The sequence below is a fragment of the Blastococcus aggregatus genome, assembly GCF_900221005.1.
Classification (GTDB): Bacteria; Actinomycetota; Actinomycetes; order Mycobacteriales; family Geodermatophilaceae; genus Blastococcus; species Blastococcus aggregatus.
This window is the reverse complement of sequence record NZ_OBQI01000001.1, coordinates 942,247-960,455: the sequence shown is the minus strand read 5'-3', so window position 1 is coordinate 960,455 and position 18,209 is coordinate 942,247. Positions and strand designations below refer to the sequence as shown.

Annotated in this window: 17 protein-coding genes; 11 read left to right on the top strand and 6 right to left on the bottom strand. The window is 68.5% G+C overall.

The features are described from left to right. Position 1 precedes the first annotated feature (1 nt). The 4 genes from CRP29_RS04830 (at position 2) to CRP29_RS04815 (ending at position 4,586) form a co-directional block, all read left to right on the top strand. On the top strand, positions 2-1,216 hold the full coding sequence (locus CRP29_RS04830; protein WP_097193843.1) for a glycosyltransferase family 4 protein: 1,215 nt from the start codon (positions 2-4) through the stop codon (positions 1,214-1,216). Positions 1,217-1,304: 88 nt separating this feature from the next. Beyond that, on the top strand, positions 1,305-2,558 hold the full coding sequence (locus tag CRP29_RS04825) for a lipopolysaccharide biosynthesis protein (protein ID WP_141437053.1): 1,254 nt from the start codon (positions 1,305-1,307) through the stop codon (positions 2,556-2,558). Between the two features lie 11 nt (positions 2,559-2,569). Continuing rightward, positions 2,570-3,874 carry a nucleotide sugar dehydrogenase gene (locus tag CRP29_RS04820; protein ID WP_217991446.1) on the top strand — a complete coding sequence of 435 codons (1,305 nt, stop codon included), beginning with the start codon at positions 2,570-2,572 and terminating at the stop codon, positions 3,872-3,874. A 127-nt stretch (positions 3,875-4,001) separates the two neighbouring features. After that, positions 4,002-4,586: an arsenate reductase/protein-tyrosine-phosphatase family protein gene (locus CRP29_RS04815; protein WP_097193840.1), complete on the top strand. Its 585-nt coding sequence runs from the start codon at positions 4,002-4,004 to the stop codon at positions 4,584-4,586. A 5-nt stretch (positions 4,587-4,591) separates the two neighbouring features. Here CRP29_RS04815 and CRP29_RS04810 read toward each other — a convergent pair whose 3' ends face one another. Further along, positions 4,592-5,575, bottom strand: a complete 984-nt coding sequence (locus tag CRP29_RS04810; RefSeq protein WP_217991445.1) for an LCP family protein — start codon at positions 5,573-5,575, stop codon at positions 4,592-4,594. A gap of 362 nt (positions 5,576-5,937) precedes the next feature. Here CRP29_RS04810 and CRP29_RS04805 point away from each other — a divergent pair, with 362 nt between their 5' ends. The 6 genes from CRP29_RS04805 to CRP29_RS04780 all read left to right on the top strand — a co-directional run bounded on the left by CRP29_RS04805 (position 5,938) and on the right by CRP29_RS04780 (position 12,759). Then, positions 5,938-7,251, top strand: a complete 1,314-nt coding sequence (locus CRP29_RS04805; protein ID WP_097194116.1) for a UDP-glucose dehydrogenase family protein — start codon at positions 5,938-5,940, stop codon at positions 7,249-7,251. A 33-nt stretch (positions 7,252-7,284) separates the two neighbouring features. Beyond that, a complete protein-coding gene (locus CRP29_RS04800; protein ID WP_141437052.1) occupies positions 7,285-7,512 on the top strand; it encodes a hypothetical protein in 228 nt (75 codons plus the stop codon). Positions 7,513-7,585: 73 nt separating this feature from the next. After that, entirely contained in the window at positions 7,586-8,476 is an 891-nt protein-coding gene (locus tag CRP29_RS04795; RefSeq protein WP_097193837.1) for a hypothetical protein, read from the top strand. A 108-nt stretch (positions 8,477-8,584) separates the two neighbouring features. Next, positions 8,585-9,580, top strand: coding sequence for a dTDP-glucose 4,6-dehydratase (rfbB, locus tag CRP29_RS04790; RefSeq protein ID WP_097193836.1), 996 nt, complete (start codon positions 8,585-8,587; stop codon positions 9,578-9,580). Further along, on the top strand, positions 9,577-10,419 hold the full coding sequence (locus CRP29_RS04785) for an SDR family oxidoreductase (RefSeq protein WP_176522819.1): 843 nt from the start codon (positions 9,577-9,579) through the stop codon (positions 10,417-10,419). Before rfbB ends, CRP29_RS04785 begins: the two co-directional genes overlap by 4 nt. A 204-nt stretch (positions 10,420-10,623) precedes the next feature. Then, positions 10,624-12,759 carry an acyltransferase family protein gene (locus CRP29_RS04780; RefSeq protein WP_097193834.1) on the top strand — a complete coding sequence of 712 codons (2,136 nt, stop codon included), beginning with the start codon at positions 10,624-10,626 and terminating at the stop codon, positions 12,757-12,759. Between the two features lie 199 nt (positions 12,760-12,958). Here the strand turns inward: CRP29_RS04780 and CRP29_RS04775 are convergent, their stop codons facing one another. The 3 genes from CRP29_RS04775 to CRP29_RS22385 all read right to left on the bottom strand — a co-directional run bounded on the left by CRP29_RS04775 (position 12,959) and on the right by CRP29_RS22385 (position 15,028). Next, positions 12,959-14,353 (bottom strand): oligosaccharide repeat unit polymerase, encoded by a 1,395-nt coding sequence (locus CRP29_RS04775; protein ID WP_141437051.1) that lies wholly within the window; start codon positions 14,351-14,353, stop codon positions 12,959-12,961. A gap of 129 nt (positions 14,354-14,482) precedes the next feature. Next, positions 14,483-14,626, bottom strand: coding sequence for a hypothetical protein (locus tag CRP29_RS22595; protein ID WP_176522818.1), 144 nt, complete (start codon positions 14,624-14,626; stop codon positions 14,483-14,485). Positions 14,627-14,872: 246 nt separating this feature from the next. Then, positions 14,873-15,028: a polysaccharide deacetylase family protein gene (locus CRP29_RS22385; RefSeq protein ID WP_141437050.1), complete on the bottom strand. Its 156-nt coding sequence runs from the start codon at positions 15,026-15,028 to the stop codon at positions 14,873-14,875. Between the two features lie 587 nt (positions 15,029-15,615). On the opposite strand from CRP29_RS22385, the gene CRP29_RS04770 reads away from it, so the two are divergent. Continuing rightward, a complete protein-coding gene (locus CRP29_RS04770) occupies positions 15,616-17,121 on the top strand; it encodes a hypothetical protein (RefSeq protein WP_141437049.1) in 1,506 nt (501 codons plus the stop codon). A 4-nt stretch (positions 17,122-17,125) separates the two neighbouring features. Here CRP29_RS04770 and CRP29_RS04765 read toward each other — a convergent pair whose 3' ends face one another. Continuing rightward, entirely contained in the window at positions 17,126-17,437 is a 312-nt protein-coding gene (locus tag CRP29_RS04765; RefSeq protein ID WP_141437048.1) for an SGNH/GDSL hydrolase family protein, read from the bottom strand. Positions 17,438-17,901: 464 nt separating this feature from the next. Further along, positions 17,902-18,069: a hypothetical protein gene (locus CRP29_RS22590; protein WP_176522816.1), complete on the bottom strand. Its 168-nt coding sequence runs from the start codon at positions 18,067-18,069 to the stop codon at positions 17,902-17,904. Positions 18,070-18,209: the final 140 nt, after the last annotated feature.

Here is an 18,209-nt window from a genome sequence, read left to right as displayed (position 1 = left end):
CGTGAAGATTGTCTACATCCATCAGCACTTTAGAACGCCGTCTATGTCTGGCGGTACTCGCTCCTATGAGTTCGCGCGCAGACTCGTCGAGAACGGCCATGAGGTCGCGATCGTCGCCGCGGACGCTCAGGCCGAACCAGGCGCGCTCCGCTGGCGGAAGACGCTCGAGGGCGGGGTCACCGTCTACTGGACGCCCGTCCGCTACGACAACTCCATGCCGCCTTGGCGCAGGCTGTGGGCGTTTGGTCAGTTCCTTGTGGCTGCCGCGCGGAAGGCGGCGGCGCTGCCGCAGGACGTCGTCGTCGCAACGAGCACCCCGCTGACTGTTGCGATCCCTGGCGGCTGGTCCGCAATGCGAAACAAGGTTCCTTTCGTCCTCGAGGTCCGGGATTTGTGGCCCACGGTGCCCATCGCTATGGGAGTACTGCGGTCACGACTGGCGCGTGGCGCTGCCCTGTTGCTCGAGCGGTGGGCCTACCGTCGTGCAGCGCAGGTCATCGCCCTATCTCCGGGTATGGCCGAAGGCGTTCGGAACGTGCGTCCGCGTGTGCCCGTCACCGTGATCCCCAACGCCGCGGATCTTGCCCTCTTCGGCGTCCCTACGGAGGCGGATCGGTCGCTCGTTGCGCAGCACCCTTGGCTGGGGGACGGGCCAGTCGTCCTGTACGCAGGGACGTTCGGCCGAGTGAACGGAGTGGGCTACCTAGTCGAGGTCGCGGCGGAGTTGCAGGATCGGATGCCGGAGGCGCTCATAGTGCTCATCGGCAATGGAGCCGAATTTGAGCCGGTGCGCAAGCGGGCTAGCGATCTCGGCGTTCTGGGTAAGAACTGCCACGTACTCCCGGGGGTGCCCAAAGACGAGGTGGCAGCGTGGTTTCGGCGCGCCACGGTCGTCACTTCCACGGTCATTGACATCCCTGAGCTTCGCGCCAATTCTGCCAACAAGGTTTTCGATGGTCTGGCTGCTGGCCGCGCTGTAGCGGTGAATCATGGGGGCTGGATTGCTGACCTGCTTGAGCGCACGGGTGCCGGCCTCGTTCTCTCACGCCAGCCGGCGGACGCGGCCGCGGAGTTGAAGGCGTTTCTCCGCGACGGCGAGCGCGTGCGGGCCGCACAAGATGCCGCGCGTCGGCTTGCAGTCGATGAATTCGACCGTGACAAGCTCGCGATCTCGTTCGAAGGAGTCCTTTCGGCCGCGATTGCTGGACCCGCATGAGGTGCTTGCGCCAATGACTGGCGGGGGAGTTCGGCGGCTTGTCGTCGCGGTGACTACTTGGTCGTCAAGGGGCGGCTTCAAGAATCTGGTGGCGGCCCAGGTCGCCGCCGCGGCCGCGGGGCTGTTGGTCAACGTTCTCGCGGCTCGCGGCATGGGCCCCGACGGCCGTGGGGCCCTTGCGTTCTACCTGCAGCTGGCGTACGTGCTGAGCGCGGTCCTTCTTGCTGGCACCGACCGGGCGCTGCCGGCCGTGCGGCGGAACTCCTTCGCGCTGCGTGCGGCCGAAGGGCAGATGCTTCGTTTGCTCGGACCGGGCGTGGCGGTGACCGTGTTCGTGCTGTTGCTAGGACCAGTCGTTGCCGGGTTCGCCGGTGCGGAAATGGGTGGCATCCTGGCGGCCGCCGCCGCAGCAATGGCGTTGTGGGGCAACACGGTTCTTCTCGCTCTGCGTGCTGCAGCAATCGCCGCCGAGGACACGGGCCGCTTCTTGAGGGTGATGGTCAGCGGCCAGGCGATCCTCGTTGTCGGCGCCTGTGGCCTGCTCGCGCTCTCGATCGAAAGCACGACGGTGTGGCTCTGCCTCTATGGTGGCGCCCTGCTCCTGCCAGCGGCGGTAGCACTGGTCTTGCAGCGCCCCGACCTCCACGGGAACGCCGCGGATCGAAGGACGACCCGCCGGCTCGGCCTGCGTCTGGCACCGACGGTGATCGCGAACATGGTGATGCTGCGGTCCGACCGGTTGCTCCTACCGGTCCTCGCCGACCCGGCGCAGCTCGGCCTGTATGTGGTCGTAGCCGGTGTAACGGAACTGATTTCGTGGCCCATCCAGAGCTTCGTGGACGGCCGCGTTCCTCTGTGGCGGCGCGCCCTCGACCAGGGCAGTCTGGCGACCAGTCGTGTCTTGGGAGGTGCGGCTGTGGCGGCTGTGGTCGCGACGGTGACCGTCGGGCATTCAATCAGCTGGTTGCTGGTCCCAGTGTTCGGCACACAGTACGAGTCGGCCCGCCCTCTCATTTGGCCGCTGGCCATCGCGAGTGGCCTCTATGCCTTCAGTCGATTTGGGGCGGCCATCACTGTGGCGGCCAACCGCTCGTCGCTCGCGACCGCTATTGATGTCACCGGGATGCTTGTATCCGCCTCGGCGTACGTCTTCCTGATCCCGGAGCATGGTGCCAGCGGCGCCGCCGTCGGCTCTCTGCTCGGTTATGGCGTCGCTGCGGTGGCGTCGGCGGGTGCGGTGCTCCGCTTGAGTTGGCCCATGTCGTCTCACAGCGGCGGAGCGTCCGCTGACGGTGAGTCTTTCAATCTTGATCCCATCAGTTCTCGCAAGGAAGGTTCGTAATGAGTGCAAGTGTGTTGCGCAGCGAAGAACGCGAATTGACGGCTGAGACATCCCGCCCAGTGGTGGTCGTCGGCCTCGGCTACGTCGGTCTCCCTTTGCTCGTCGAGATGGTCCGTGCCGGACACCGAGTCATTGGTCTCGACCGCGACGAGGCGATAGTCGCGAGGTTACACAGCGGTTCCTCGCATATTGACGACATCGATGAAGCCACGGTTGCGGGAATCCTCGCCGCGGGGTTTCGTGCGACGACAGATCCATCATGCGTGGCTACTGCTGGCACTGTGGTGGTTTGCGTACCCACCCCGCTCTCCAAGGATGGTGCTCCGGATCTCGGTGCGGTCGAGGGCGTCGGGCGCATGCTCGGCAGAGAGTTGACCGCCGACACTCTGGTCGTGCTCGAGTCGACCACCTATCCCGGAACGACGGAGGAGTTCTTCCAGCCGCTCGTGGAGTCCGGCGGCTTGAAGGTGGGGGCCGAGCTCAACCTGGCCTTCTCTCCGGAGCGAGTCGACCCTGGGAACAAGGTCTACGGGATCAAGAACACGCCCAAGGTCGTCGGCGGTGTCACAGCGGCTTGTACAGACCGCGCGGTCGCCTTCTACGCGACGTTCATCGACAGCGTGGTGCCCGCGAAGGGCACGCGTGAGGCCGAGATGGCCAAGCTGCTCGAGAACACCTACCGGCACATCAACATCGCGCTGGTCAACGAGATGGCTCGGTTCTCCCACGAGTTGGACATCGACCTGTGGGATGTCATCGACTGCGCCAAGACCAAGCCCTTCGGGTTTCAGGCTTTCTACCCCGGGCCTGGCGTCGGCGGGCACTGCATCCCGATCGACCCCAACTACCTGTCGCACACCGTCCAGGCGCGGCTGCACTACCCCTTCCGTTTCGTGGAACTGGCTCAGGAGGTCAACGCCGGGATGCCGGCGTATGTCGCGCGTCGGATCCAGGACCGGCTCAACGACGACGGCAAAGCACTCCGCGGCTCGAAGGTGTTGCTCCTGGGCGTCACCTACAAGGCGAACATCGCCGACGAGCGGGAGTCGCCGGCCGTGCCGTTGGCGCTCAAGCTGCTCGGCATGGGGGCCGACCTTCGCTTCCACGACCCTCACGTGTCGGTGTGGAACGCGGCGGAGCACGGCGGGGAGGAGCGGCTGCTCAAGGGCGAGAGCGATCTGGCGCAGGCGATGGAGGAGGCGGATCTCGTCGTCCTGCTCCAGGCCCACGACGAGTACGTGGGCGGCGCGCTCGACGGTGTCGCGGTGTTCGACACCCGCGGCGTGCTCACCGGTGAGGCTGTCGAGCGGCTCTGATCTCCTGGCGGAAACGACCTGTGACAGATCCTGCCCAGGGAACACAGCGTCACTGGCGGTCGTAGCGCGTGACGTCCCGGCGCCGGTAGCGGCGTTCGCTCACAATCGTCGGGTGCCTGCTGCAGCTGTGGACCCCTCGTTCCGGGTTCTACTCGTCTGCACCGGCAACATCTGTCGATCGGCGTTCGCGGAGCGGCTGGGACGGGCTTGGGTCGACGAGACGCTCGGGGAAGGCGCGTCTCGGCTGCAGTTGTCGAGCGCCGGCACCCGTGCCGTCGTCGGAAGCGGGATGCACCCCGACACCGCCCTCGTGCTCGCCGGCTATGGGGCCGACTCCGGCAACTTCCGTGCTCGGCAGTTGACCGCCGATCATCTGGCTGACGCCGATCTCGTCCTCACCATGACGCGCGCCCACCGCAGGGACGTCCTGTCACTGGCACCGCGAGGACTCGGTCGAACCTTCACCTTGCGCGAGGCCGGAGCCCTCCTCGACTTCGTCGACGGGGGCTCCGAGCGGGGCGAGGGAGATCATGCGGCCAGAGCACGAGGGCTGGTCGCGGCGCTGGCTGAGGCGCGCTCCCGGCGCCCGGCGGCCGGCGACGACGACGTGCCCGACCCGATCAACCAACCGCTGGAGACCCACTCAGAGGCGGGCCAGCTCATCGTCGACGCGCTACTACCGCTGCTACGACGGTTGGCCGGAGCGTCCTAGCGGCGTCAGCGGGGGACGTCGGGCAGTGACTCGTCGCTGAACTCGTCGGCGTTCCCGGCCAGGGAGTCGTTGCGCAGGTACTCCCACATCCGCTCACCGGTGGTGGCGTCGAGGTAGACGACGCTGGCCGCCCCCTCCATGCCCGTGCCGAGCACGGGTGCCGTGAAGAACTCGACGTTGGCCGGCGTCAGCCCCCGCAGGGAGTAGGCCATCTGCAGCAGGTCGGCGTTGCCGAGCGTGTCGTCGATGACCACGGCATCGGTCACCGTGCGCAGCGCAGAGTCCAGCCGCCCAGGGTTGGTGAAGGTGTCGGCACTGAAGAGCTTGCTGAACATGGCCTTGAGGTACTGCTGCTGGCGCTTCACCCGGTCGAAATCGCCCCCGGGGAGGTTCTTGCGCTGCGCCAGGTAGGCGCGCACCTGCTCGCCGTCGAGGTGGTTCGCTCCCTCGGCGAATGTGAAGTCTTCGTTGGTCGTAGTCTCGGCCACGACCACGTCGACACCGCCGAGTTCGTCGGTCACCTGGATCAGACCCTCGAAGTCGATCGCGACGTAGTGGTCGATGCGAACCTGCGTCAGCTGCTCGACGGTCTGGATCAGCAGGGAGGGGCCACCGAAGGCGTAGCTCGCATTGATCTTGTTCAGCCCCCGACCGGGGATCTCCACCCACGAGTCACGTGGGATCGAGACCAGCTGGGCGTGCTCTCGATCGGCGGAGAAGCGGGCAAGCATGATGGCGTCGGATCGGCCTCCCGGAGCGATGCCCTCCTCGGCTTCTTCCCGGGTGTCCGAGCCCACCAGCAGGAACGTGATCGGTTCTCCGCCGCCCTGCGCGGGGGTTGCCGGGGCCGGACGCACCTCTTCGTCGAGGCTCTCGAAGACATCGGCGACGCGGTCGATGTTGCCGGCCCAACGCTGGGTTAGATACCAGAGGCTTCCCCCGATGGCGAGCGCCAGGACGAGCCCCAGGATGCCCAGACTGACCAGCACGCGTCGCGCCCTGCGGCGGGGGCGCTCGGCAGCGGACCTGCCTGCCTCCGGGGCAGCATTCGCTCCCGGGGCGTCGTCGCCATGGCCGGGAGACGCCTCCGCTGCGGGTCGATCCGGCTCAGCAGCTGCTGAAGAACCGTCCGTCGCCTCGCTGTTCATGCCGGACCCCCGTGTCCACCCGATGACCGGCTCACGGTACGGCGCCTCGTGGCGCCCTGTGGGCGGACCCACTCGGCGGGGTGAGACTCCGCTCAGCGGCACGGGGCCTCTGGCCATGCGCGCACTTTCCGGCTCGACAGGCGGCCCGCACCGCTGCGTGATCCACTTTTTCGGTAGTGCGCACGGGACGCTCGGAGGTGGACGTGCGGATCTCGGTCATCGGCTGCGGATACCTGGGAGCGGTGCACGCCGCCTCACTGGTCGAGCTGGGGCACGAGGTCGTCGGCGTCGACGTGGACGAGCGCAAGATCCATGCGCTGTGCCAGGCCCGCGCGCCCTTCTACGAACCCGGGTTCGGGGACCTGCTCCGCTCATCACTGGCGACGGGGCGGTTGAGCTTCAGCACCGACATCGCCGCTGCCGCAGGAGCCCGCGTGCACTTCGTGTGCGTCGGCACGCCACAGAAGCACGGCGAGTACGCGGCCGACCTCCGCTTCGTCCAGGCGGCGGCTGAGTCGCTGCTGCTGGTGGTCGAGGCCGGCGACGTGGTCGTCGGCAAGTCCACCGTGCCCGTGGGCACGGCCGCCGGTCTCGCGACGATGTTCACGGAGAAGGTGCCGGGAACGTCCGTCGCCTGGAACCCCGAGTTCCTGCGCGAGGGGTTCGCGGTTCGCGACACCCTCTATCCCGACCGGCTCGTCTACGGCATCCCGGAGGACGGCGAACGGATCGTCGGCATCCTGGACGAGGTCTACGCCCGAATCGTCGCCCGGGGAATCCCGAAGGTCGTCACCGACTACGCGACAGCGGAGATGGTGAAGACCGCCGCGAACTCGTTCCTCGCCACGAAGATCTCGTTCATCAACGCCATGGCCGAACTCTGCGAAGCCACCGGCGGCGATGTGAAGCAGCTCGCTGACGCGATCGGCTACGACGACCGGATCGGCCGGAAGTTCCTCAACGCCGGGCTCGGCTTCGGCGGCGGGTGCCTGCCCAAGGACATCCGCGCCTTCATGGCCCGCGCCGGTGAACTCGGCGCTGACCAGGCGCTCACCTTCCTGCGCGAGGTGGACAACATCAACATGCGGCGACGGATCCGCATGGTCGAGCTGGCACGAGAGGTCTGCGACGGCTCGCTGCTCGGCAAACGGGTGGCCGTCCTGGGGGCCGCCTTCAAGCCCGACAGCGACGACATCCGGGATTCCCCCGCGCTCAACGTCGCCGCGCAGCTGCAGCTCCAGGGGGCGGTGGTGCGCGTGACCGACCCGGCCGCAGTCGACAACAGTCGCCGCGAGTGGCCGCAACTCGACTACGTGGCCACGGCGGAGGAGGCGGCCGAGCGGGCGGACGCCGTACTCCTCCTCACCGAATGGCGCGAGTACCGCGAACTCGATCCCGTCGCGTTCGGCGAGGTGGTCGCTCAGCGCCGTGTCCTGGACGGGCGCAACGCCCTCGACCGCGACGCGTGGACGGCCGCCGGTTGGACTTATCGGGCCTTGGGGCGCCGGGTCGGCTAGTGACCCGGGCGACGCAGATGGCAGGCTGCGCGGGTGGCGAAAGTGCTGGCTGCCGTGTTCGCAATCCTGCTGATCGCCGAGGTCGTCATCGCGCTGGTCATCGCCGGCGTCCTGTTCTGGCTCGGGTCGCCGCAGACCATCGGCGTGGGCCTCGCGTTGGTCGTCCTCGCGGTGCTGGTGGGCGTACTGACCGTCCGCTTCCTTCGCTCCGGGCGGACGTCGACCGCTGACGACAGCGTCGCGCGTGGCCGTACCGCCTGAGACCCGGTCACCCGAACGACCGGACTGCTGCGAGCCGTTCACGTTTCTGCGCGAAGCTGCCGATGGAGAGAACGTGTGGTGGGTCTGGGTTCTGGCAGTAGCGCTCGTCTGGATGGCGCTCGCCGTCGTGGGGGGAGTGGTCCTCGGTCGCGGGATGCGCATGGCGGACCAGCGGGAGCTGAAGCCTTCCGTCCGGCTCGCGCCCGCTGATTCGCCGGTCACCGCGCCCGCGCCGCAGCGTGCCGCCGTCCGCACCCGCCGCCGGGCCGTGCCCCTCCCGCCCGTCGGCATCGCTCTGGCCGCGCTCGCCGTGGCGCTCGAGACCGTCGGTTTCGTCGTCCGTCTCCGCGGCGAGAACGGCCCAGTCGCCAGCGCCCTCTCCATGGACGCCCCCTACTCGGTGCCCCGCACCTTCGTCGCCGTCCTCTTCGCCGTCGCCGCGGTCGCGGCAGTGGCCGGCGCCTCCCGCCTGCCCGGCCGCCGCTCCTGGTGGCTCGGGGTCGGGCTCGTCGCCGGTCTCATCGCCACGGTCAAGGTCGGCAGCACCGTCCACGTCAACGCCATGAACGCGCTCAGCGAGGCGTTCGGCGACGCCGGAGCCCTGGCTGTCAGCGTCGCGGCGGCCGCCGCCGTCATCGGCGCCCTCTGGTTCCTCAGCCGCACCGAGCGCCGTGACCGGCGCCGGGTGCTCGGCGTGCTCGGCCTCTACGCCGCCGCCTCGGTCGGCCTCTCCGGCCTCTCCAGCGTCGCGGCGACCACCTTCACCGCGAACATCGCCACGGCGGCCACGTATCTCGAGGAGTCCGGCGAGGCGTTGGCCGGCGTCGCCTTCCTCATGGCCGTGCTCATCGGTGTCGCGCCGCGCCTGGTGCTCCCGGCCGAATGGGCGCTGCGCCGCACCGCCGACGCCCAGACCCTCGAGGCGCCTGTCGCCGACGCACGGCATCGGCCGGCGACGTTCTGACCCCTGCGGGTCAGGAAGCCTGACGGCGGCCCGCACTCCGACTAGCGTCGTCACCTGCGGTGCGGGTCAGGGAACGTGCCCGACTAGACCGATAGTGGGGAAACCACCATGCGCATGCTCGTCACCGGCGGTGCCGGCTTCATCGGCGCCAACTTCGTGCACCAGACGCTGCGCGAGCACCCCGAGCACTCGGTCACCGTGCTCGACGCGCTCACCTACGCCGGGAACGAGGCCTCGCTGGCACCCGTGCGCGGCGACATCGAGTTCGTCCACGGCTCGGTAGCCGACGCCGAGTTGGTCGACCGGCTGGTCGCGCGGCACGACGTCGTCGTCCACTTCGCCGCCGAGTCGCACAACGACAACTCGCTGCGCGACCCCTCGCCGTTCCTGCAGACCAACCTGATCGGCACGTTCACGATCCTGGAGGCCGTCCGCAAGCACGGCGTCCGGCTGCACCACATCTCCACCGACGAGGTCTACGGCGACCTCGAGCTGGACGACCCGGCCAAGTTCACGGACGCGACGCCGTACAACCCGTCCAGCCCGTACTCCTCGACCAAGGCCGGCTCGGACCTGCTGGTGCGCGCGTGGGTGCGCTCGTTCGGCATCCACGCCACCATCTCGAACTGCTCCAACAACTACGGGCCCTACCAGCACGTCGAGAAGTTCATCCCGCGCCAGGTCACCAACGTGCTCTCCGGGCTGCGGCCCAAGCTGTACGGCGCCGGCGAGAACGTCCGCGACTGGATCCACGTCGACGACCACAACGCCGCGGTGCACCTCATCCTCGACAAGGGCCGCTCGGGGGAGACGTACCTGATCGGGGCCGACGGCGAGAAGAACAACCGTGAGGTGCTCGAGCTGATCCTCGAGCTCACCGGCCGGCCCGCCGACGCGTTCGACTCGGTCACCGACCGCGCCGGTCACGACCTGCGCTACGCCATCGACGCCTCGAAGCTGCGCGACGAGCTGGGCTGGGCGCCGCGGTACACCGACTTCCGCGACGGCCTGGTCGCGACGATCGACTGGTACCGCGAGAACGAGCCGTGGTGGCGCCCGCTCAAGGAGCAGGTCGAGGCGCAGTACGCGGCGCGCGGCCAGTGACCGTTCTCATCCTCGGGGCCCGCGGTCAGCTGGGCCGGGCGCTGCAGCGCCAGTTCCCCGACGCCGTTGCCCTCGACCTGCCCGAGTTCGACATCTCCGACCGGGCCACCGTCCGCGACTACGACTGGGCGGACGTCGACCTCGTCCTCAACGCCGCTGCCTGGACGGCGGTGGACGCCGCGGAGGACCCGGCCAACCTGGCGGCAGTCCGTGCGGCCAACGTCGACGCCGTCGGCTACCTGGCCCGCGCCGTGCGCACCTGCGGCGCCACGCTCGTCCACATCTCCACCGAGTACGTCTTCGACGGCCGACACGAGGGGCCGCATCCCGAGGACTGGCCGGCCAACCCGCTGAGCGTCTACGGGCAGAGCAAGGCCGACGGCGACCTGCAGGCGGGTTACGTCACCAAGCACTACCTGGTGCGGACGACGTGGGTCGCGGGGGAAGGCGGCAACTTCGTGCGCACCATGGCCGGCCTGGCCGACCGCGGCGTCTCCCCGTCGGTGGTCGACGACCAGATCGGCCGGATCACGCACGCCGACGACCTCGCCGCCGGCATCAAGCACTTGGTCGAGACGCGGGCGCCGTTCGGCACCTACAACCTCACCAACGACGGCGATCCGGCGTCGTGGGCCGATGTCGCCGCCGCCGTGTTCGAGGCCCGTGGCCGGTCTGCGGACGACATCACGCGGGTCAGCACCGCCGACTACTTCGCCGACAAGCCGGGCGCCGCGGCGCGCCCGCTCAACAGCGTGCTCGACCTGACCCGGATCAAGGCCGCCGGCTTCTCACCGCCGGACTGGCGCGACGCCCTGTCGAGGGTGCTGGCCGCGGAGTAGGGGCAGGCGACGGAGCCCTTCGGGCCTCCGCGCCGGCACTGCCCCCTCGGCTGAAAGACCATCGTGGTCCCTTCCTGTCGCCGGAAGCGCCCCCTATGGGCGACGAATGGGCGGCACCGACCGGTTCAGGCATGATGTGCCCCCGTGACGGGGGCTGAACAGATGACGAAGAGCGCGCGGGCAGCTGCAGTACCAACTGGGGCCATGGGGATACGTCCCGAGGGTGCCCCGCGATCGAATTTCCGAGGAGACGTTGAGGGCCTCCGAGCCATCGCCGTCGGCCTCGTCCTGCTCTACCACGCCGACAGCTCGCTGATGCCTGGGGGCTTCATCGGCGTCGACATCTTCTTCGTGATCTCCGGCTTTCTGATTACAGGGCTGTTGCTGGCAGAGATAGAGACCACCGGCAAGATCTCGCTGGTCGGCTTCTACGGTCGGCGGGCGAAGCGGCTTCTCCCAGCGGCAGCCGTCGTGCTCACGACCGTCGCGGTCCTCTCCGTCGCGCTGTTGCCAGAGATCCGCTGGACAAGCATCGGCGGCGACATCGTCGCGAGCGCTTTCTATGTCGCGAACTGGCGTTTCGCTCAAGGCGCGGTCGACTATCTCGCCCAGGACGCCGCCGCTAGCCCCGTGCAGCATTTTTGGTCGCTGGCCGTGGAGGAGCAGTTCTATCTGATCTGGCCATTGCTGCTTCTCGCGGCGGTGGCCCTAAGCCGCAGGAGCGGCAGGCGCGGTCGGCCGAGCACCAGGGCCCTGATGGTGGGGCTCGGCATTGTCGCGGTGCCGTCGCTTGTGTTCTCGGTGTACTTGACGGCCGCAGACCCGGGCCGTGCGTACTTCGTCACGACCACGCGAATGTGGGAGCTGGCGGTCGGCGCCGCCATTGCTATTTTGGCTGTCCAGATCGCGCGCATCCCCCGCGTCATCGCCGCCGCTCTCGCGTGGGCCGGCCTGCTGACGGTGCTCGCCACTGGCTTCCTGCTGACCGTCGAGGTCCCGTTCCCCGGCTCCATAGCCCTCGTCCCAACCCTCGGTGTCGCAGGAGTCATTGCGGGAGGCATGAGCGCTGGCGGCCTGGGACCTGCCCGGGTTCTGGGTGTCGCGCCCCTCCGCCTGGTCGGCGCGCTCTCCTACTCGCTGTACCTGTGGCACTGGCCCCTGCTGATCATCGCCGAGGGAACCTGGGGCGAGCTGTCGCTGAGCGAGAGCTTGGCAGTCGTCATCTTCTCTGCGCTCCCGGCCTACCTCACGTATCGGATGGTGGAGAACCCCCTGCGCCGGTCGAAGCGATTGGCGGCACAGCCCAGGCGTGCTGTCGGCTTCGGCGCACTGGCCACCTTGGCGATGCTCAACGTGGGCATGTTGGTCGTGTTGGCTGCGCCTGCCGTCCCCGAGAGGTATGTGCCCTCACCGGCTGCCCTGGCCGCAGCTGCCGATGACGACACCGCTCCCGAGATTGGGGCGGCGACGCTGGCATCTGTTCCCCGCGACGACGCGGCCGGAGCCCCGACGGATCAAGTTGAGTCGTTCGTTCCGGCGGCGGTGGCCGCGCGTGATGACATTCCGCCGGTGTACGACCTCGGCTGTCACGGTGATCAGCAGGAAACTAAAGCGGAGGCTTGTACTTTCGGGGACGAGGACGGTGACTTCCAGGTCGCCCTCGTTGGGGACTCTCACGCAGCGCAGTGGGTGTCACCGCTAGCTCAGATCGCTACCGAGCGCGGATGGTCACTTAGGACCTACACGAAATCGGCCTGTCCGTTCGCCGACGTCACCGTGATGGCGGGTCAGCAACCGTACGATGCGTGTGCCACCTGGAACCGCAACGTACAAGACGAACTGACCGGCCAAGCCCAGCCGGACATGTTGATCACGACGAACAGTAGCTATCTGATCGCCAATGGCGGCACGTCACTCGGATCCGTCGCGAGTGCCGAGGCGTTGAAGGCCGGCCTTGCGCGGTCATGGCAGGTGGTGATGTCCGCCGGCGTCCGAGTGGTCGCGCTAGCCGACACTCCCCGGCCAGGAATTGACATCGCCGAGTGCGTGTCAGTGAACGAGGAGCAGCTGACCAAGTGCGCCATTTCTCGGGCAGAGGCGATGGGCGACCAGGCGGGCGTGCACCGCGAGGTGGCCGCAGCGGTCCCCGGAGTAGCCCTTATTGACCTCAACGACGCAATCTGCCCGACTGACTCCTGCGCGGCGGTTATTGGTGGCGCTCTCGTCTACCGTGACACCAACCACCTGACCGACACCTACGCCCGGTCGTTGGCGCCCCGCCTCCTTGCCGAGCTCGACAGGGTGATGGGCAGCGAGCTCCCGGCTGCGGAGGGCCCCTAAAGGTGAAGGCCCCTATGGGCGCCTGGGTAGCCGCAGCTTCAGTGTCGTTGAGCGATGGCCGAGCAGAGGCGAAAGTGGCCTCCCTGGCGACGTGACCGATGAATGATCAGTACCTCTTGGATCGGTGGACCCTGGTGGGTCGTGTGGGGCTGGGCCGAGTTTGGCCTGGTGCTCGTGTTCTGCGCCCTGTGTTCGATCGTCAACTACGCGGTGACGCCGCGGGCGAGGCGACTGGCCGAGGATGCGGCGTATCGGCTGGGCTCAACCGAGGGTGACCGCGCCGGACCCTGGCCCGGCCACAGCTAGCGTCGGCGTGCGCCTCGCCGGCCAGGCGGTCTCGCAGGGCAGAGGGGAGCAGTTTCGGGTCGCGGTTCCACAACTGCGGCTGGCGGACGGGCCGATTGGTGAACCACAAGATCGCGATGAGCAGGATCAGTAGCGGTAGCCGCGATAGCTGACGGACCGCCCAGGTGTGCGTGCCCGACCATGCGAGGTCGGCGATGCCGCCGGCGAGCATCGCCCAGAACACGAGAGACACCAAGGCGTAGGGCTTCGACGCCAGGTCGGTCAGGGAGCGGCGGAAGCGGCTGTCGACGGCGATGAACAGCCAGGACAGGACGGGTACCGCGAGTAGCAGGCCGAGCGACCCAAAGTTCCAGTACCACTCGCCGTAGACGGTGCCGACGACCGAGTAGCCGCTGCCGAGGCGACCGGCGTCCACCAGCGCGACCAACTGGTAGCCGAGAGCCGGCGGCACCCAGTCCGGTTGCAGCTGCTCGGGTACGACGGCAAAGGGGACGCTGAGGAACGTCGTGCCCCAGCTTGGGGTCAGGGCGCTCACATCGATGGCCTCGATGATCTGCCCGAACAGGCGGATCGGGGACAGCATGGATTCCAGGCCTGTGCGGCCCTCGCTGGCGCCGGGGTTCAGCGACTCCTGATAGTCCAGGCGGTCCTGCGCCAGCCACCAGACCGCCAGCGGGGTGACCGCGACGGCAGCCCACTTGATCCCCCGGTACGGGAAGCGGGCGGTGAGCAGCAGGCCCAGCACGCAGGCCAGGGCGACGAGCCTGAGCCGGCCGGTCCCCTGGTGGAAGACAGTTGCGTACAGCACGAAGGCGCCGAGGGCGTAGAGCACGCGGCGTGATGCGAGTTCCGTGTCTTCACGGAAGATCAGTCCGGCGGCGAAGAGCGTCACGCTGGCGAACACCGCGGCGTCGACGACGCCCAAGTCGGCGAAGGGCAGACCGGCACGCTGGGCGATGAACACGGCGACGATGCCCGCCGCCCCCAATCGGGTGATGAGACGGGCGCCTTGGATCGGCGGCGTCCCGGGGGTCTCCGCTTCGGCCGAGGACGCCTTGCGCCAGCTGGCCTGGTTTACCAGTAGCTGGACCACCAGCGCCAGGGTGATGGCTGCGGACACGTAGCCCGCACTGGTGCGCGCCAGGGGGTCGAGGCCCTCGCTGATGCCGCCGACGCCCACGAACAGGGCGAAGGCGAAGTTGAATAGCCCCAGCGCCGTGATGCGACCGTGCCCGTGGCTCAGGAAGGCCCACGTCCCGTACAGGACCGCGACGACGCCGAGCGCCACGTTCAGGTCATCGTCCCCCCCGGGGCGGAGTCCAGTGAAAAACCACGTGGCTGTAATGGCTCCGACCACGACCAGCGAGGCCATCGCGCGTGGTGCAGTAGCGGGCACGGCTTGCGAGACTACGGCACCTCAGATGCCGCAGCGGGCGACGTCCCCGATGGTTCGAACGGCCACATGCGTTGTGGCGAGGTGGGCCGTGACGGTCTCGAGGTCGTCAGTGGAGAACTCGGTGGCTTCGTCGTCGATGCCGGGCGGGACGATGCGGTGCAGCACGAGGATCAGCCACGTCTTGTTGGCGATGGCCTTGTCGATCTCGGCGGCCCGCTCTGCCGCGGTTCGGGTGTTGACGCAGAGGACGATCCGCAGCCGATGCGGCGGCGGGCGGGTACGTCTCGTGGTCTTCTTCAGCCATGGTGCGGGCGGTGGCGAAGGAGCGGCGGACCTGGCGCAGCGGTTTGGCGGCGCAAGGCCGCCGGGGGTACGCGAAGTGGTCGGCGCCCGCGGTGAACCCGTTCTCGATCATCCAGAGCCGGCGATGGTGAAGTCGGCGGCGGGGATGCCGCACTTGCTCATGATGGGCAGGGCGGCTGTGTGCTGGTCGGGCTTGCCGTCGTCGAAGGTGACTGACACGACGTGGCGGTCGGCTCGTTGACGATCGCGAGGCCACGGAACCATCTGCCTGCCTGGACGCCGTTGCTCGTGGTCCGGAGCGGACCTCCGTGGCGTTGATCGCTGACCGGTTCGGGGTGCCGGTGACGCCGGTCGGCTTGAAGGGCAGGCTGATCCCTACCTATTCCCCGTCGAGGCGAAGGGGCGGGCGGCGCTGGGGCTGTCGAGCATCCGGGTAAACCAGGCCGAGGCCATGCTCTCGCTGGATGGGTACAGGGAGAACTCGGCGAGGCATACCCATGCGAAGGCACGCACCCAGACCAGGATCGACTTCCCCGTGGAGTCGTGGGGGCAAGCCGGGCAGGTTGGTGCGCCGGATGATCGTGGACCCGGAGCCGCCGCCGCTCGTGACCTTTACCGACGGCGAGCCAAGCACATTGACGGTCGTGTCATCAGCCATCGCCCCATTGCAGAGAACTTGAATCATCCGTGCCCGGGACTGCATGGCCCGCACGACCTCCGATGCGCGACGCCTACGTGGCGCTCCGGACGCGCCGCTGGCCCGTAACAATTCCTGCCCGACTGACGGAAAGGCCCCCTCCGTGTGCGGGCGCGAGACGCCCGCGGATCGGAACGGCGGCTACGGTGACGCGGTGCGAACACTGACGGTGACCCGACTCGAGCATCTACCCCGTCTCGCCTGGCTGGTGCAGCTCGACCAGGGCAGCGACACCGTGTCTGCCACGGTCGGCCCGTGGGTGGATGCCCGCCCCGATGCAGTGTTCGAGGGCACCTGGGCCGGAGACGTCTCGTCGGACTTCAGCGACTCGTTTTCCCTCTTCGGCAGCGGGGTGCTGCTCCGGGGTGATGAGCTCGTCGTCGCGGCGCCGTGCCACACGATGGAGGCCGTCTACTCCGTCCGCCACGACGGCAAGCTGGCCTTCTCCAACTCGATCGCCTTCCTCCTGGAGGCCGTTGGCGTCGAGCTGGACATGAACTACCTCGGCTACGAGGCGGACGCCCTGAGCATCCGCGGAGGGCTGGACAGCTACCACCGCGAGTGGCCACTGGCCGACGGGGCGCGCCTAGGCGTGCACTTCTACTGCAACGTCGTCGTCAACGCGGCTGGGGAGCTCCGCGAGGAGCGGAAGCCGGTGCCTCCCCGAGTCGGCAGCTGGCAGGAGTACCGGGGCTTCCTGGGAGACCAGATGGCCGCCGTGCACGCCAACGCCACCCACGCGGGCCGGGTGCACACCTACCCGCCGATCGTCTTCTCCTCCAACGGGTACGACTCGTCAGCCTGCGCCGCGCTCGGCAAGGAGATCGGGTGCAACGAGGCGGTGGTATTCGAGTCGAAGCGGGCATCCAGATCCGACAGCGGCCGCGACGTCGTCACCGCGCTCGGCTACACCGAGATCCACGAGAAGCACGAGCTGGACTACCGGGACACCGACACCGCGGACCTCTTCGTAGCTAACGGCGAGCTCGGCACCTCCATGTACTTCGCCGCCGCTGAGCTCGAGCTCACCGGGAAGATGCTGCTGTCCGGCGCCTACGGGGACAGGGCGTGGGACCGGACGGCCAAGGTGAACGACCAGGTCCGCCGGTACGTCCCGCTCCCGGACACCTCCCGCAAGGAGTTCCGGCTGGCCGCCGGTTACTTGATGGTGGCGCCGGCGTACCTCTCGACCATGCACCTCGCCGACGTGGTGGCCATCTCCAACTCCCCTGAGATGGCCCCCTGGACGCTGCACAACGACTACGACCGTCCCATCCCGCGCCGTGTCGTGGAGGAGGCTGGCGTGCCGCGTGAGCTGTTCGGGCAGCACAAGGACGGTGGCGCCGGCACGTCTCTGCGGTTCGGAACGCTGGCCCAGCTGCGCCGGACCATGCCGTCGAAGAGCCTCGGGCGGTTCACCGCCTACCTGGGGGAGGCGCGCAAGCGGCGCAACAAGCTCCGACCGAAGTACCTGCTACGGGTGGTCGCCTACGGGCTCTACCTGTTCACCGCGGTCCTCGACACCCGCGGCGTGAAGAAGCCGATCCGCGTCCTTCAGGACCGTTGGCCGATCGAGTACCAATGCAGCCCGTTCGCCCCGTCCTATCTGTTCCCCTGGGGCGTGAGCGAGGTCCGCTCGGCTTACCGCGCTAGCCCGTAGGCGGTCAGGCCGACCCCAGGAACGCGGCGAGGGTGTCAGTGATCAGCGCCGCGCCATTGTCCGTGGGGTGCACGTCGTCCCAGTACAGCCCCCGGTGGTGGTTCACGTTGGTCACGAGCGGGGTGCCGTTGTAGATGGGCGGGATCCGCAGGTTGAGGTCGAGGATGGCGATGTTGTTCGGGTCGGCCGCCGCGTTCTCGTACTGGACGTCGACGTAGGTCTGACGCACCTCGGCGGTGACCGCGTTGCGCTTCCACACCGGCAGCCGCAGGAAGCTCAGGTTCGTCGTCAGCTTGGACCGGATGTCGGCGATCATCTGGAGCAGGTTGGCCTGCGATTGGACCGCCGGTGATCGGCTCACCCGGGACGTTGGCCGCCAGGTTGATGATGACGAGGTCGGCGAGAACGCGGCAGCGCTGTCGCCCTTATGGGCGGCGCACTCAGGGCGAGCAGCGTCCTTGCGCTCGCTCCGGTGCGCGAGGACGGTGGCGCGCAGGAGGCGCGCCGATGCCGTGGTGGACGTGGGTGCTGGCCGTCGCGGCCGGCCTCGGCCTCGGGCTGGGGCGCGCGATGGCGCGGTGGGACAGGGCCGACCTCGGACAGCGTGCGGTCCGGAACAGGCGCGTTCGCCCGGCCCGCCGGGCCCGGCCTGGCCGGCAGATCAGGCTGCCGACTGCCCGCCGGAACGGCGAGAGTCTGCCCGGGCAGGGCAACGGCGCGACCAACGGTGCAGGTCTCGAAGGACCCGGTCAGGGCGATACCTGACGCCGCCGGGGGCGATCAGGAGAGCGGGGCGGTCGCCTGCTCGCGCAGGTAGCGCTCCACGCCGTCGATGCGGAAGGGGTCCTGATCCCGCTGGTCAGCGAGCCGCATGCCCCGGCCCAGCAGCATCCCGAAGGGCAGAGCGGCACCCACCCACACGAGTCCTGCGATCAGCGCGACGGTCATGATCTATTCCTACGGGGCTCGTCGTGATTCTCCGTGACCCCCCGCGGGCAGATTGTGACGAACTGGTCCGACGGTGCTGGTGGATCAGGTCGCGGCGCGAATCTGCCCACGCCAGCAGCAGCAAAACGTCGTGCTGCTGA